Here is a 15,270-nt window from a genome sequence, read left to right on the forward strand (position 1 = left end):
TCGCTTTGTTCCACACATGCCTGCGAAGCTATTATATTATTGTAGTGATTTTATTAAAAGGGAATATCATCATCAAAATTAGGAAATGACGCATCGTCGCCAGATACGGAGGCTTGTGTGGAAGCTTGAGTATTCGAAAACCCACTTTTTTGCTTATGAGATCCACTTGCTTCATTCAGCTGATTGTTATGATTTCCGCCATTACCACTACGGCTATCAAGCATATGCATTTCATTGGCGATAATCTCCGTTGTATAACGATCGACGCCATTCTTATCTTGCCATTTACGTGTGCGCAGACTACCTTCTATATAAACTTTAGAGCCTTTGTGTAAATACTCACCCACAATTTCTGCTAATCGATTAAAAAAAGCGACACGATGCCATTCTGTACGCTCTTGAAATTCACCAGTTTGTTTATCTCGCCAACTTGCACTTGTGGCTAATGTCACGTTAGCAACGGCATTTCCATTCGGTGTAAAACGCACTTCGGGATCTTGACCTAAATTTCCAATTAAAATTACCTTGTTAACACCTCTAGCCATTGTAATCTCCTAAGTTTTCAATCCTGAATTATTTCTCGTCATTTTAACGAAAACGAAATCCTGAGCGCTTAGCAAGTCATAAATTCGTAGATAAGCCAGTGTGACAAGTGGTCGCTAATCAGTCCGTATCTAGGGTACTCTGTCTGATTCGTTTTCGCAATTCGTTTTCACTAATTATTTTTTTATCGAATTTAAGGTAAATGAGATTCTCATAATGCGATACGACAACTTCTGAAACACCCTCAATTAAGTAAAGATCTTGATGTATAACTGCTAAGTCTATGATTAGTGGTTTATTTAACCTTACAGTAATAGTTGATAGATAAAGAGGTTGTTTCATGAGGATGACAATTGCTAGCCATATTGAACCAATTATCGTGCAAAAAGTAAAAAGTCCCAAGATATGAAAATGGTCAAAAATCCAACCGCCAATGCTACCGCCAAAAAAAATACCAAAAAATTGAGCTGATGAATAAATACCCATTGCAGTTCCTTTATAAGGAATAGGCGCGACTTTGGAAATTATCGAGGGTAAGATAGCTTCAAGTAAGGTAAAAGCGATGAAAAAGAAAAATAAAACAATGCTAATCGAACTAAATGAGTGCGGTAAAAGGCATAATGAAATCGGACAAATCACCAGAACTATAGTAGAACCAATAAAAAAGGATTTTAATTTGCGTTGCTTCTCCATAATGATGACAAGCGGTATGATTACTATAAAAGTGAGTAGCATGATTATTAAATACAACAGCACTTGCTGCTGTTCTGTCAAACAAATGATTTGACTTAGCATGACTGGAATACCTATAAAAAATGCTGTTAAGATACAGTGCAATGAAAAGATACCTAGATCTAATCGTAAAAGCTGGGTATTACACAAAACTCTTTTAAAATAGTTCTGCTTCGATCTAATCTGAGGATGAAGAAAGACTCTCGGTGGAGTCGGCACGGTAGTATAAAGGAGAATAATACTGAATCCAGCAAGTAGCACTGTCACCCAAAAAATACCACTAAGCTGAAACCATGCATTGATGATAGGTCCTAGGATAAGAGATGCAGCAAAGGAAAATCCAATGATCATGCCCACTAATGCCATAGCTTTGCTGCGATCTTCATCGCGAGTTAAATCAACAATTGTAGCCAGTGCGGTGCTGCCAATAGCTCCTGCTCCTTGAATTGCACGACCGATAATAACCCCATAAATCGAATGCGCAACCGCTGCAACTACGCTACCTAAGCCCAATAGGATCAAGCCTCCTGCTAGAACAGGTTTGCGTCCAATGTAATCAGAGAGTATACCAAATGCTATTTGAAAACATGCTTGTGCAAGACCATAAATTCCCAGGGCAAGTCCAATGAGTGTTGGTGTGGCTAGTGCAATTTTGTGTGTATAAAGCGCAAACACAGGCAAAAGCATAAACAAACCCAGCATCCTAAAAGCCATAATGACAGCTAATGACACTATTGCTGTTTGTTTTTTTACATGCATGAAATCAGTAAGCCTTTACTACCAGTAACTAATAACCGCTAATCCGCTTGAAAAATATTACTATCATTTAGACAAGCGTCAAGACCCCATGCAGAGATAATGATAATATTTGACGATATTTTAAAGATAAATCACAGTTTTGAATTTGATAATTAGCATAAATAGCATTTAGAATTTTATTTTTTGGCTGCTTTTATCTCTCATTTTGGTGCTTTGACGCTCGTGTTCATGAATAGCATTCATTAATCGTCCCTCTATCATATTATGGTCTGTAATTATTAATGATTTGTTTGGAGGAAAACTTATCTTTAAATTTAAGTCCTGACACTGTGTGATGTTCCCAGACAATTTCCTCGATATTCCCTATACCAACCTGAATAGGCAATGAATCTTTATTTTGTTGTTATATTAAAACCTTTTAGTCAGATCTCAGTATGTACAATCTTCTTGCATCACAATTATATAGGCATCGTTTTTATAGTCTGCGTACGATTATAGAAGTACTGTGCAAGCGATAAAATAATCCAAGTACGCTATTTCCTCTTCGTCTAGTTATTGTTAAAGCGTCTAGTTGTTGTTAAAGCACTGCTCATACTGTATATTTGCTGCTCTACTGTTGTTGAATATTAGAGAAGAATGGATAACATGGTGGAAAAAGGTTTTACAAAGTTCCTTGCTTTATATCGACAAGATACATTATTAAGATTTTGCTCTGTCAGGTATCGTGTAAGATAGAAAGTGTTATTACTAATACAGCAATTCTGACGCTTGAATCATCAGACCCCTCCCTCATTCCAAGACAAGAATTATTGATTGTTGGAAAGTGAGTGCGCATAGAGATCGAGATGCTACGATGAAATCGTCAGATGATAATCAAATTATAGAGTCAAGAGGATGAAATGACACTTTATACTATTGCAACCACCCTAATCCTTGTGATGGATCCTTTAGGTAATATTCCCGTTTTTCTCGCTATTCTTCAAAAGTATAATACTCGTGACCAAATCCGCATTATTTTGCGTGAATCTACCATTGCATTCATTATTCTTACTTTATTCGTTTTCTTTGGCCGTTATATTCTGCATGGCTTGCATATCAGAACATCAGCATTAGGCATTGCCGGTGGTATTATTCTTTTTATCATTGCTATGCGTATGATTTTTCCATCCGAACAAAAGACAGTAAAAGAAGATTTTGAAGAACCGTTAATTGTGCCATTGGCAATACCATTGACAGCTGGACCTTCCGCGATGGCAATGGTTTTATTGTTTGTAACACGTGACCCTTATCACCTATATCTCGTCTTTTTAGGTGTACTTATTGCTTCTATAGTATTTACTGTCATTATGTTGTGTGCACCATTTCTGATGAAGGCTTTAGGAAAACGGGGGTTGACGGCAATCGAACGATTGATGGGAATGATTTTAACGACTATTGCGGTACAAATGTTCTTATCTGGTATTACGCAATATTTGCATTATTCTTTACTTTAAATCATTTGTTATCTAAATAATTCCAAACATCAGACATTCTTACGCCTCCATTTTTTGCACTTAGAGATGGATCATGGATGTTGAATAATAATTTTATATCCTAGATGATGTAATTATAATCTACGATTTATTAACGATTCGTTACTTGAATTACTTAGAAAACAACGGATTTTTAAATAAACAAGTGGAATCCTACCAATTTCTATTACAATTCGACATTTTCTATCATAATTGAATATAGACCAATTGAATATAGACTGTAACAGAAAAGGTAGCGGAAAACCGCTAGCGTCAAATGCTTCACTTCACATAACGCATTATAAATAACGTAACTAAGTATATAGAAAAACGCTTAGGATCAGCAAAATATAGTTATTTAAATAGACCTTCAGGTATTTATAGACCTCAAAATAAAACAAATATTATCAATCATCTACAATTTCTGTTTGTTATATTGAAGAAAAATACAATAAATAGGCTTGTCGGTTTTTTATTTTTCAAATTATTGTCTAAATAATGTTCCCTCCAATTGATATTATTTATGGTGAAAATGGCTTAAAACAAAGAGTTTGGTGTATTTGGTTTCTAATGAAAACAGCACAAGTTTTTTCTACTTTATTAAAAAGCACACATTTCTTTAAAGCTAAAAAGTTAAAGTTTTTCGCAAGGATTTTCGAAATAAAATTATAATATTACTTTTCCCTGTTATGCATTCTGTTAATGAATTTTTCATGCGTGATCTACATCAATTTATAGTAGATCCTCTCTGGTATTTTTAATGTGATTTCATATTTACCGTAATGCAGTGATTAAACCCTATTTGTTTCATTGAGTTCTAAAATATAAATCTAGTAAATCATGCGATTATCTTGAAAATTACTTAACAAAGCCCATAACTATGAATCAGTATTCTCCATAGAATTCGAACCTATGTTATCGCCATAAAAGAACGATATCCTCTGAAACTATTAGATGAAGAAACTAGGTGTGCCAAAACAGACTCAGCTTATTGCAGGCCCTAATACAGAGAATGTAGTTTGTTCTAATTAATAATGGCTTGAGAAACTATTTCATAGATAAAAGAAAGACCGATCTCGCATCATTGCGAAAAAAGCGTTCTCCGTTGTGTGAGATAAGATCAGTCTGAATGCAGTGCTTTTAATACATTGTACTCTCTCTAAACTAAGCTAGAGTGCGAAGATTGTGCCTTATTGGATAGCACTCCGTCGCAACACGCATGTTGGGTTTGCATCCAAGGTGCTGTTATCAATGCACATCTTTAAATAGATATGCAAATATTTTGAAATAGCTATCTTATTAAGCAGTGATTCTTAGAAAATTTTCTAAATAATTTATAAGAGAAAACTGCATTATCTTTAGTTATAAGAACTTATTTGAATTATTCTATAGTAAAATTATAGTAGAAATAAAATCTTAAATCTCGGATTTTTATTTGCTTACGATCTAGCATTCAAAATTGATGTACTTTGGGAAACATTAGATGATTATTTTCTTTATTGTATCGCTGTATTGATGTGGCGTTATATCAATACAGTGTCTTTACTTTACATCAATAGATCGAGACACTAAACTACGTTGCCACACTTAATTGTAAAGATGTGCTTTACGCCGTTGCTGCGGTATCATTGTAGAATAACTTCGCTATCATAATTATGGAACAATATTTTTTTGATTTGCTCTTGATTTTTTAAACTGTTAGCATGAACAGAGAATCGATCATAGAAAACGTTTACTGATAACAACAAACTTCCTAGAAGGGATTAAAAAGCCAACAATGGTTGGTTGATGAATGAAAATGAGAAAATACAATGACAATTACCTATATCGGTATTGGTGCAAACCTCAATAATCCAAAAAAACGAGTACAAATGGCTATTGCCGATTTGGAAAAACTTCCAGATACGAATTTATTAATTCATTCTAGTCTTTATCGAAGTCAGCCGTTAGGCCCACAAAATCAACCTGATTATATCAATGCAGTTGCCGCCTTTGAGACTAGATTATCACCTTATGAACTTTTGAGGAAATTGCAACAACTTGAAACACAACAAGGTCGACAACGGAATTATGAGCGGTGGGGATCACGAGTGATCGATTTAGATATTTTACTGTATGGAGATATTCAAATGCAAGGCGATGATCTTATTATTCCTCATCCTCAACTTGCTTGGCGGGAATTCGTTCTTTATCCACTTGCTGAAATAACGAGAAATTTGATTTTACCCGCAGGTAAGTCTCTTTTGACATTAAAAGCACAATGTTCTATTCGAAATATGATGAGCCTAAGTAATGAAAATAGTTGTGTATCCAGGAACGTTTGATCCTCTGAGTAATGGTCATATAGATATTATTCGGCGAGCTTTGTCGTTATTTGATAAAGTAATTTTGGCTTGTGCGCCAACAAGCCGCAAGAACCCCTATTTGACTTGGAATGAACGTCTAGATTTAATTGAAGCAGTATGTAAAAATTTTGAGAACGTACAAGCTATACCACTCAAGGGGTTATTAGTGGATTTTGCTAGACAACATCACGCTAACATTATTTTACGCGGACTTCGCTCTGTATCAGATTTTGATTATGAATGTCAATTAGCATACATGAATCAGAGTTTGTCACCGAAAATGGAAGTCGTTTTTTTGCCAGCAAAAGTCGATTACAGTTATATATCAGGAACACTAGTGAGAGAGATTTTAGAATCCGGAGGGGATGTATCATCTTTTGTACCGCCACTGGTTGCCCATCATTTACAAAAAAGAAAGAAAAATAATAATGAGTATTTATGGCGCTGAAGATTACAGAAGAGTGCATTAACTGTGATATATGTGAGCCAGAATGTCCGAATGATGCAATTTCAATAGGAAAACTAGTTTATGAAATTGATTCCTATCGTTGTACGGAATGCGTTGGACATTTTGATGAGCCACAATGCCGACAAGTTTGTCCAGTAGATTGTATCCCCTTAGACTTTTACGAATCTAAAGAAGAACTACTGAAGAAATATCAATCTTTACAAAGAAAAAAACAAAGAAAAAAGTGAAGTTTTAGCTTAGCAGATGAACTTGAAAATGGTGAAATAACCATGGTGAATAACCATTTTATCTCGGAATTTTCTTTTCTTTAAAATCCACGTGCATGCCATTTTTGCCTGTTTTTGGGTTCCATGCACGAAAATCAAATTTTTTGGCAGTTATTTTTTTAGTCGTATTACGTTTGTTTTTATAAGTAGTATAAAAGGTACCCGTTGGTTTACCAGCTTTGGTTCTCCCAGTAGATTTAAGCATGATTTTTTCGCGCGCACTGACAGCCATGATTTAAACCTTAATTATTTTTTACTATTTTTCATTCTTTCGCGTCCACGGATTTTTTCGAGAACTACCTGAATTCCCAATTTATCGATGATCCGCATGCCATGAACAGAAACAGTTAAAGTTATAAAACGTTTTTCTTCGGGAAACCAAAACCGATGCTTTTTCAAATTCGGAAAAAAGCGTCGTTTGGTTTTATTGTTAGCGTGAGAAACATTATGCCCATTTTGAGGGCGTTTCCCGGTTACTTGGCATAACCTCGGCACGAGAACCTACTCCACACTGGTAATGATTGAATCGTCGCTCTTATACCAGAAATAGATTAATAATGCAAACTTTTTGTTTGAAAATGAGGAGTATGGAGTGCTGTTGTGTAGAGAGACCTTACTGTACACACTCTACACTTAATTTATCAGGAAAACTTGTAGAGGATAAAATTTGCAGATTAAGTGTTTTTAAAATGGGCACTATCTTATTCCATTATCATATTAGCTCTCTCATAATCTCGAGTAAACTCTTACGCTGTGTTGAAAGAATATTTCTCTTGTAGAACAATATGTACTTGTGCCAATAATTACTCATAGCTGAGCAAACGTGCGTGTTTAAGATATAAGGAAATGGGTTTTTAGAATGCTCTGTAGTCATGTAGTCGGAAGCTTGATTGAGTTTCAGAGATATTCCGATTTATAAGCAACGATCAATTATTATGTTGTCAACTCTATTTTGGCAGTTAAAGTACGTTTGATGATTTCTCTGAGGGATACATAGTAGATAGAAACTCAATTAATGTGACCGTAGAACAGTCTTTTACTCTGAATGATTCGATGGAGATTATCAAAATTTTTATTCTATAGAGTTAGGCAAAAAGAAAACGCTTTCCGTCGGTGATCAATCAGTTTTCTCCAATATACTACTGCCACTTGAGATAACAATTTAGTATTTTTTAATTCCTTCACGATATTGTAAGTCATACCCTTGTTAACACTACAGAAATCAATTTAGTGTCGGAAAATTCTTGCTATACTTTTCCACAAAGCAATGTTGCAGTCATGGTTGGTAGCTTTTTTGGTTGACATAACTACTAAGTTTAATTAAATTACCTGCTTTTGTAATACTAGGTTTAATTACGACTTATGTGTTATAAAAATAGACTTGTATGTCATAAGAATAATCGTTACATTTGATACCTCATAATCAGAGGTACTATGTTGCAACCTATACAATTGAAAATTTTAGATCAACGATTGGGAAGTCAATTTCCTTTACCTAATTATGCAACGGCTGGTTCTGCGGGAATTGATTTGCGAGCGTGTTTAAACAAGCCGCTTAAGATTTGTCCAGGAGAAACACATTTGATTAGTACGGGAATAGCTATTCATGTAGACAATGCTAATGTGGCGGTTATCATTTTACCTCGTTCGGGTTTGGGGCATACGCATGGCATTGTGTTAGGCAATTTGGTTGGGTTGATTGATTCAGATTATCGTGGTCCTTTGATGGTTTCTTGTTGGAATCGTGGTAAAGAAACTTATACCATCCAACCAGGTGAACGGATTGCACAATTGGTAATTGTACTGATATTAAAAGCTCAATTTGAATTGGTTGATGAGTTTGAACAAACTGAACGAGGTATAGATGGTTTCGGGAGTTCCGGTCGATATTAGTTCGAGAAACATAAGTCCTACAACAATACCTGACAATCTTTTTCGAACTTATGATATCCGAGGCCCTGTCGCTGATGATAGCTTGATGGTGGATTTAGCTTATGCGATTGGTTTAGTTAGTTTTAGCTATTGGCAGTGAAGTTCATGAACGAGGCCAAAAGGTTGTTGTCGTTGGCTGTGATGGTCGTCTGTCAGGGCCACAATTTTAACGACTGCCTTAATACATGGTCTTTGCAAGACAGGTTCAACAGTCTTAACAGTCTTAAATGTAGGGGTCGTACCTACGCCATTGGTATATTTTGCGACGAATCGTTTGGAAGCTAATTCTGGCATAGTAGTAACAGCGAGTCACAATCCTGGAAATCATAACGGTTTTAAAATTGTATTGGATGGAAAAACATTAATGATGGAAGGAATCGCGGCTATTAAAATGCGCATTCAAGAAGGTAGTTTCAGGGAAGAAAAAATGGGACGCAAGATAGATATTGATATTATTCAGGACTATACAACTTATCTCGTCCAACACATTCAATTGGCACGTCCTTTTAAAATAGTTATAGATTGTGGTAATGGAGTTGCTGGTAAAATTGCGCCTAAGTTATATCGCCATATGGGATGTGAGGTGGTGGAACTGTTTTGTGAAGTCGATGGTAATTTCCCAAATCATCATCCTGACCCCACTGTTCCTGATAATTTGGTTACTCTTATCAATATGGTGAAAAACACAAACGCTGATTTAGGATTTGCTTTTGATGGTGACGCGGATCGTTTGGGTGTGGTAACGGAAAAAGGTGAGATTATTTGGCCTGATCGTCAGTTGATGTTGTTTGCAATGGACCTTTTACCTCGTTTACCAGGTTCTGATATTATTTTTGATGTAAAATGTTCCAATCATCTGCCAGAAATCATTAGAAAATATCGCGGTAATCCAATAATGTGGCGCACTGGCCATTCGGCGATTAAAGCGAAGTTATTTGAAATGAACGCGCCATTAGCTGGTGAAATAAGTGGGTATATTTTCTTTAAAGACGAATGGTTTGGTTTTGATGATGGTATATATGTTGGTGCGCGCTTATTACGAATCGTTTCACATAACTCACAACGTATTAGCGAAATTTTTGGTGTGTTACCGAATACCGTCAACACACCTGAATTAAAATTGTCGATGCTGGAAGAGGAAAAACCTTTTTTATACAAAAACTGGCAGAAAAGGCAGTGTTTGAGGATGCAGAAGTAATTACTATTGATGGTCTACGGGTCGAGTTTGAAAATGGATGGGGATTAGTGCGTCCATCTAATACTTCACCTTATTTGATTTTGCGTTTTGAAGCAAATACAAAAGATGAATTGAAACGTATCGAGGAAATGTCTAGAACGCAATTGCTGAATATTGACAGTACCTTAAAGTTGCCGTTTTAAAAACTGTTTCTCAATCTCAGCTTTCTCCGCACTTTGCCATTCTACAATCAAAATACAGAATGGCAAAAATATGGGGCGATACGGTAGAAGAGTATTTATTGTGAGTGAGATAAACACACGAAGGACTAAGGTTTCCACTTCTCAGGATTTTTATTCCATATTAATGCTTTTCTCTTTTCTTTTTCGTTAATGTAATTTTCCTTAACGGCTACTTCGATTAGGGTACTAAAATTGGAAAGAGTATAGCAATTAATACAAGCCTTTGAAAAATTTTGTATCGCTTGTGGTAATTGATAAGAGAAGATTGCCACACAATCAGTAACCCAACCTTCACATTCACGAAGCGCTGCCCCTGCTGCAATAGAATTCTCTCCTATGCTAATTAAATCTTCAACAATTAATACCTTTTGTCCCTTTTCTAAACGACCTTCAATCCGATTTTGTTTGCCATAAGTTTTAGCTTTGTTACGAACATAAATCATCGGTAAATTCAATCGATCAGCAATCCAGGCTGCATGCGGAATGCCCGCTGTCGCCGTACCAGCAACAACATCAAATCGCAATTGATTTTTTTCAATAAGATGTAGAAAAGAATCAACAATAATTTTTCGTTTATAAGGGTAAGAAATAATTAGACGATTATCACAATAAATAGGAGATAGTAAGCCTGAAGTATATCGATATGGTGCTTCCAGATTTAAAGTAACGGCCTTGATATTCAATAATAATCTTGCTATTTCTATGGCTTGGTTCATAATGTTATTTTTAACATAATCTATGCATATTATCACCTTGAATATAAATCAGTATTAATGCAGTGTTCGTAAAGAGTTTTTTAATCGAAAATAGGATACAGATATTATTTGCATTTAGGAAACAAAGACCTGTTTTAGGACTATACGTGTTGATCAAGTTCCATCCGTTGGTTATCAATTGCTATTGCCATGACGTAGAAAAGAGTGATTTTAGTAGTATGGAAATTTTTTTAGTAGTATGGAAATTTATTGTTGCAATAAAACAGATCATATGGCCAATTTTATCCCAAAATAAATTGGCCATATGATCCTCTGTCGGATACAACTAGGAGAGAAGAAGTATAATCAAAAAATAAAAGACATTTTGTACTCTGTTGAATTGTTGATTACGATTTATGCAAAACTTCGGTCAACTATTGTTCCAATAATAGGTTATGAATAAACTAGTTCATCTTATTGCTTCTATTTTCTCTATTTCCTCTTCAGATTTTATTAACGTATCAGTGCTAACCAATCATTTCTCCAATAGTTTTCCGTACTCATTTTCATACTTTATCGTGAGATCAAGGATAGACTAGAGAATGACAAAAATTAAATAAAAGAGAAAAATAACAAATACAACTTATATTAGTTTCATTAAAATTCTCGTCTTAGAAATGTACAACCATTACGTGTCCACCATAAGCCAACCCTTCTGAATTTGTTTGCTATATAACATCTGAATCTATACTATAGTAACAGACATTATCTATCTTACCTATTATTATCTGCCTTACCCATTACTACCTGTTTGGCGATTGCTAACAAGAAAAAATCTTTGTGTTGTACGTTAAGTTTTAGAATTTAATCAAATGAATAAGTCAAATTAATTGATACCAAAACTTGTAAATTATCTTACGTGTGAGATGAGATTTAAATTGCTCACGACACAGCGCGGCAGTTTTAACAGTTCTGTACTTATTCACTGACTCAAGGAACGAACCTGAATAAAAAATAAAACGATCCATTTAACTTAAACTGAATATCAAATTGCAGTTAGAAATACGATTTTCTTATGATACTTTACTGAGTAAAATATTGCGAGTAGATGCAATTTTGATTGGTCTTCACTCCTCGACCATTTGTGTTACCTTAAATTACTAACTAGAGCACATCGAAGCTTGTCAAAAGCTGATAAATCTTGCTGCTAATACAGAGATATCTAAACAAGCTGATGAATCCGGTACACACACTAAAATTAATGTGAGTAAATTAGAAATCATAAAAGACTGGGACAATTTTCATTATTAATTGTCATCATATTAATGTTTATACTACCAAATAGTATCACTACTTTCATCTTGCCCCATCAATTAGCTGTACTGTTTCAGGATCAATGCATCGCCCGAAAAAAATTTTACCAACGCGAATGAAACGTTGAGGCGAATCGGTCACGAAGAAAGAAATTGTTGGTTGAAGAGTCGTATTTTCCAGATTCATTTTTTTTACAATCAATTGTACTGCTTTAGCTGTTGCCGTTGCCGAATTAATTATCTTAACCTTGCTTCCAAAAATCGCTGAGAATGATTGTATAAATACAGGAAAATGAGTGCAACCTAAAATCACTGAATCACAGTAATGATGATGACTAATCACTGGTTCAAGATATTTTTGTGTTACGAGTAGAGCAATATTGTCATCGATGCAACCTTCTTCAGCGAGTGCCACAAACAGCCCACAAGCTTGGGTAACAATTACTATGGCGGGATTTAACGATCGAAGCGTACTTTGATAAATCCCTGATTGGATAGTTGTTTCGGTTGCAAGCAGAGCCACTTTATTATTTTTTGTTGTATTTACAGCAGCTTGTGCGCCAGATTCTACAACACCGATAATGGGGATGTCAGGAAATCGTTTTTGTAGGTAAGGTAACGCAGCTGTGGAGACAGTATTACAGGCTAAAACCAATAGTTTGATTCCTTGTGTAACAAGTAAAGAAGTCATTTGTGAAGCGTAACGTACGACAGTTTCCTGACTTTTGGTACCGTAAGGGAGTCGCGCAATGTCGCCTAAATAAAGAAAAGATTCATTAGGTAAGTGATTTACCAGTTCATGTAAAATAGTAAGCCCTCCAATGCCGGAATCGAAAACGCCGATAGGAAGAGTGGTATTTATTTTCCTTTCCACTAACTGTACCTCAATGCTTCCTGTTGCTTTTGGAGAACGATTTTAATACCTTCACGGGCAAGCTCAATTAGCGCATCAAGCTCTTTAGCATGCAAGGTGTTGCCTTCAGCAGTACCTTGAATTTCAATAAATAAATCCTTATCTGTCATCACTACATTCATGTCTGTGTGCGCTTTTGAGTCTTCTTCATAGTCTAAATCTAAAACAGGTATTCCATTATAAATTCCTACCGAAACAGCAGCGACTAAATGTTTCAAAGGATCGGTTTCTAAAATACCTTTTCTTTGTAAATAACGCAGAGCATCGACCATGGCAATACAACCACCGTTGATAGCGGCTGTTCGTGTCCCGCCGTCTGCTTGAATAACATCACAATCGATAGTAATCGTATAAGAGCTGAGTAATTTAAGATCTAATGCTGCGCGTAACGCTCGTCCGATTAATCGTTGAATTTCAACAGTACGTCCGCCTTGTTTACCTCTAATCACCTCTCGATCCATACGGTTATGAGTGGAACGCGGTAACATGCCATATTCTGCCGTTAACCATCCTTGCTCACTATTTTTAAGAAAACGTGGAACCCCTTCTGTAATACTCGCAGTGCAAATTACTTTAGTTTGACCCATATTTACTAAAACAGAGCCCTCGGCATATTGAATAAATTGAGTGGTAAAAGAAATGGATCGTAATTCATTAGCTGCTCGTTTACTAGGACGCATATTAACCTCTTACTTAAGATTTATTGATATACAGAGTGTCCTTATATCACAAGATTGTGCTAAATATAAACAAAACCCCTATCTATAAATATGTTTTACATACATATGGTTAAAGAGTTAATAACCTTGGATCTTAACTACCTTGTGTTATGATATCTGTCAACGGGATACACTATATGATCACAAGTATGACTGCCTTTGCTAGAAGCTCTCAGGAAGCAAAATGGGGGATTTTGACATGGGAAATTCGGACAGTGAATCATCGTTATCTTGAAATCAATCTTCGATTGCCAGATATTTTCCGTGATTTGGAACAGATTGCACGGGAAATGATGCAAAAATATTTGAATCGTGGAAAAGTCGAAGCGATTTTGCGATTTCAGCCTGGGCAGGATTTACCTTTCGAAATTATCGTTAATCAACCATTTGTCGAACGATTGGCAAAAGCAAGCAAAATAGTTATCGATTTCTTTCCGAGGGCGAAGATTAATGTAATGGATATATTATCCTATCCCGGTATCTTGCAAATGAAAGAAATGCAGATAGATACAATAAATGAAACAGCTATGATTTTATTGAAAAAAACGTTAACTAATTGTGTAAATATACGGTGTCGCGAAGGTAATGGTCTTAAGGTGTTTGTTGAAGATCGTTTGCGTGTAATGAAAAAACAGCTTTTTTTTATCCAAAAACGAATGCCGAGATTAATGCAGTTAACGCGTAAAAAAATAATGACGCGTTTTGATGAGTGCTCGCTTAATCTGGATAAAGATCGTTTAGAACAGGAAATGCTATGGCTAATCCAAAAAGTAGATGTGGCTGAAGAGTTACAACGACTAAACGTACACCTTACAGAAGTACAACACATTCTAAACAACGGAGGTGTAGTGGGACGGAGATTAGATTTTTTGATGCAGGAATTAAATCGTGAAGTGAATACATTAGGTAGCAAATCATTAGATGTGTGTGTTTCAGAAGTTGTAGTTGAATTAAAAGTGCAGATTGAGCAAATGAGAGAACAGGTACAAAACATTGAATAAATCTCCTTATAAAGCAAATCTATTTGTTATCTCTGCTCCTTCTGGGGCTGGTAAAACCAGCCTGGTGCGTGCTCTTGTTAATAAATTAAAAGAAATTAAAGTATCCATTTCTTACACCACTCGTCCGATGCGATATGGTGATAAGGAGGGCGTTGATTATTTTTTTATTGATGAAAATCGCTTTGAAGCAATGGTAAAGGCAGATGCTTTTCTTGAGTATGCTGCTGTGTATGGTTATCACTATGGTACAGCAAAAGACTGGGTCATAAAACAGTTGAAAACTGGTAAAGATATATTGTTGGAAATCGATTGGCAAGGGGCACAACAAATTCATTGCTTATTTCCACCGGCACTTTTGATTTTTATTTTGCCGCCCTCAGCAAGTATACTGAAGGAGAGACTCATGAAACGTCATCAGGATGAGAAAGCTGTCATTACTCAACGGATTGCGCTAGCGCGTGAGGAAATGACACACTATTCTGAATTCAATTATATCGTCGTAAATCATGATTTTAATCAGGCACTAAAAAATTTAGTTCATATCATCAGTGCTGCACGGTTACAGTTAGAAATTCAGGAAGAGAAACTGGCTAATCTTCTGGAAGAATTACTGAAAAAACGGTATATTACTTCCTAAAACCATCACCTACAAT

16 protein-coding genes are annotated in these 15,270 nt (G+C 35.6%); 9 read left to right on the forward strand and 7 right to left on the reverse strand.

Features of this window, described 5'->3' with window-relative positions; genetic code table 11:
* Window positions 1-53: 53 nt before the first annotated feature.
* Window positions 54-545, reverse strand: coding sequence for a single-stranded DNA-binding protein (gene ssb / locus CEAn_RS01360; RefSeq protein ID WP_211924033.1), 492 nt, complete (start codon window positions 543-545; stop codon window positions 54-56).
* Between the two features lie 118 nt (window positions 546-663).
* Window positions 664-2,034 (reverse strand): MFS transporter, encoded by a 1,371-nt coding sequence (locus tag CEAn_RS01365; protein ID WP_211924034.1) that lies wholly within the window; start codon window positions 2,032-2,034, stop codon window positions 664-666.
* Between the two features lie 899 nt (window positions 2,035-2,933).
* Here CEAn_RS01365 and CEAn_RS01370 point away from each other — a divergent pair.
* The 4 genes from CEAn_RS01370 (at window position 2,934) to CEAn_RS01385 (ending at window position 6,586) form a co-directional block, all read left to right on the forward strand.
* Window positions 2,934-3,527, forward strand: coding sequence for a MarC family protein (locus tag CEAn_RS01370; protein WP_211924035.1), 594 nt, complete (start codon window positions 2,934-2,936; stop codon window positions 3,525-3,527).
* Window positions 3,528-5,356: 1,829 nt separating this feature from the next.
* A complete protein-coding gene (gene folK, locus CEAn_RS01375; RefSeq protein ID WP_211924036.1) occupies window positions 5,357-5,869 on the forward strand; it encodes a 2-amino-4-hydroxy-6-hydroxymethyldihydropteridine diphosphokinase in 513 nt (170 codons plus the stop codon).
* A complete protein-coding gene (gene coaD / locus CEAn_RS01380; RefSeq protein WP_211924037.1) occupies window positions 5,838-6,338 on the forward strand; it encodes a pantetheine-phosphate adenylyltransferase in 501 nt (166 codons plus the stop codon). The genes folK and coaD overlap by 32 nt, the downstream gene beginning before the upstream one ends.
* Window positions 6,329-6,586, forward strand: coding sequence for a YfhL family 4Fe-4S dicluster ferredoxin (locus tag CEAn_RS01385; RefSeq protein WP_211924038.1), 258 nt, complete (start codon window positions 6,329-6,331; stop codon window positions 6,584-6,586). The genes coaD and CEAn_RS01385 overlap by 10 nt, the downstream gene beginning before the upstream one ends.
* Window positions 6,587-6,644: 58 nt before the next feature.
* Here the strand turns inward: CEAn_RS01385 and rpmG are convergent, their stop codons facing one another.
* Both rpmG and rpmB read right to left on the reverse strand, forming a co-directional pair.
* Window positions 6,645-6,857: a 50S ribosomal protein L33 gene (gene rpmG / locus CEAn_RS01390; protein ID WP_211924039.1), complete on the reverse strand. Its 213-nt coding sequence runs from the start codon at window positions 6,855-6,857 to the stop codon at window positions 6,645-6,647.
* Between the two features lie 14 nt (window positions 6,858-6,871).
* Window positions 6,872-7,120 (reverse strand): 50S ribosomal protein L28, encoded by a 249-nt coding sequence (rpmB, locus tag CEAn_RS01395; protein ID WP_211924040.1) that lies wholly within the window; start codon window positions 7,118-7,120, stop codon window positions 6,872-6,874.
* Between the two features lie 939 nt (window positions 7,121-8,059).
* On the opposite strand from rpmB, the gene dut reads away from it, so the two are divergent.
* The 3 genes from dut to CEAn_RS03620 all read left to right on the forward strand — a co-directional run bounded on the left by dut (window position 8,060) and on the right by CEAn_RS03620 (window position 9,937).
* Window positions 8,060-8,518, forward strand: coding sequence for a dUTP diphosphatase (gene dut, locus CEAn_RS01400; RefSeq protein ID WP_211924041.1), 459 nt, complete (start codon window positions 8,060-8,062; stop codon window positions 8,516-8,518).
* Window positions 8,519-8,738: 220 nt separating this feature from the next.
* Window positions 8,739-9,755, forward strand: a complete 1,017-nt coding sequence (locus CEAn_RS01405) for a phosphomannomutase/phosphoglucomutase (protein WP_244670114.1) — start codon at window positions 8,739-8,741, stop codon at window positions 9,753-9,755.
* Window positions 9,734-9,937: a hypothetical protein gene (locus CEAn_RS03620; protein WP_244670095.1), complete on the forward strand. Its 204-nt coding sequence runs from the start codon at window positions 9,734-9,736 to the stop codon at window positions 9,935-9,937. Before CEAn_RS01405 ends, CEAn_RS03620 begins: the two co-directional genes overlap by 22 nt.
* Before the next feature lie 125 nt (window positions 9,938-10,062).
* Here CEAn_RS03620 and pyrE read toward each other — a convergent pair whose 3' ends face one another.
* The 3 genes from pyrE to rph form a co-directional block, all read right to left on the reverse strand.
* Entirely contained in the window at window positions 10,063-10,692 is a 630-nt protein-coding gene (pyrE, locus tag CEAn_RS01410; RefSeq protein WP_211924042.1) for an orotate phosphoribosyltransferase, read from the reverse strand.
* A gap of 1,335 nt (window positions 10,693-12,027) precedes the next feature.
* The gene (murI, locus tag CEAn_RS01415) at window positions 12,028-12,846 is read right to left on the reverse strand and encodes a glutamate racemase (RefSeq protein ID WP_211924141.1); all 819 of its coding nucleotides are present in this window, start codon (window positions 12,844-12,846) and stop codon (window positions 12,028-12,030) included.
* 11 nt (window positions 12,847-12,857) lie between these two features.
* Entirely contained in the window at window positions 12,858-13,577 is a 720-nt protein-coding gene (gene rph / locus CEAn_RS01420) for a ribonuclease PH (RefSeq protein WP_211924043.1), read from the reverse strand.
* Between the two features lie 188 nt (window positions 13,578-13,765).
* Here rph and CEAn_RS01425 point away from each other — a divergent pair, with 188 nt between their 5' ends.
* The gene (locus CEAn_RS01425) at window positions 13,766-14,617 is read left to right on the forward strand and encodes a YicC/YloC family endoribonuclease (protein WP_244670097.1); all 852 of its coding nucleotides are present in this window, start codon (window positions 13,766-13,768) and stop codon (window positions 14,615-14,617) included.
* A complete protein-coding gene (gene gmk / locus CEAn_RS01430) occupies window positions 14,610-15,254 on the forward strand; it encodes a guanylate kinase (protein ID WP_211924045.1) in 645 nt (214 codons plus the stop codon). Before CEAn_RS01425 ends, gmk begins: the two co-directional genes overlap by 8 nt.
* The last annotated feature ends 16 nt before the right edge of the window (window positions 15,255-15,270 follow it).

Origin of the sequence: Coxiella endosymbiont of Amblyomma nuttalli (assembly GCF_018107685.1) — a bacterium.
Taxonomy (GTDB): domain Bacteria; phylum Pseudomonadota; class Gammaproteobacteria; order Coxiellales; family Coxiellaceae; genus Coxiella.

Bases quoted from the DNA above. Each gene is read 5' to 3' on its own strand.
- ssb (WP_211924033.1), bottom strand. From the start codon at position 545: ATGGCTAGAGGTGTTAACAAGGTAATTTTAATTGGAAATTTAGGTCAA.
- CEAn_RS01365 (WP_211924034.1), bottom strand. From the start codon at position 2,034: ATGCATGTAAAAAAACAAACAGCAATAGTGTCATTAGCTGTCATTATG.
- CEAn_RS01370 (WP_211924035.1), top strand. From the start codon at position 2,934: ATGACACTTTATACTATTGCAACCACCCTAATCCTTGTGATGGATCCT.
- folK (WP_211924036.1), top strand. From the start codon at position 5,357: ATGACAATTACCTATATCGGTATTGGTGCAAACCTCAATAATCCAAAA.
- coaD (WP_211924037.1), top strand. From the start codon at position 5,838: ATGAAAATAGTTGTGTATCCAGGAACGTTTGATCCTCTGAGTAATGGT.
- CEAn_RS01385 (WP_211924038.1), top strand. From the start codon at position 6,329: ATGGCGCTGAAGATTACAGAAGAGTGCATTAACTGTGATATATGTGAG.
- rpmG (WP_211924039.1), bottom strand. From the start codon at position 6,857: ATGGCTGTCAGTGCGCGCGAAAAAATCATGCTTAAATCTACTGGGAGA.
- dut (WP_211924041.1), top strand. From the start codon at position 8,060: ATGTTGCAACCTATACAATTGAAAATTTTAGATCAACGATTGGGAAGT.
- pyrE (WP_211924042.1), bottom strand. From the start codon at position 10,692: ATGAACCAAGCCATAGAAATAGCAAGATTATTATTGAATATCAAGGCC.
- rph (WP_211924043.1), bottom strand. From the start codon at position 13,577: ATGCGTCCTAGTAAACGAGCAGCTAATGAATTACGATCCATTTCTTTT.
- CEAn_RS01425 (WP_244670097.1), top strand. From the start codon at position 13,766: ATGACTGCCTTTGCTAGAAGCTCTCAGGAAGCAAAATGGGGGATTTTG.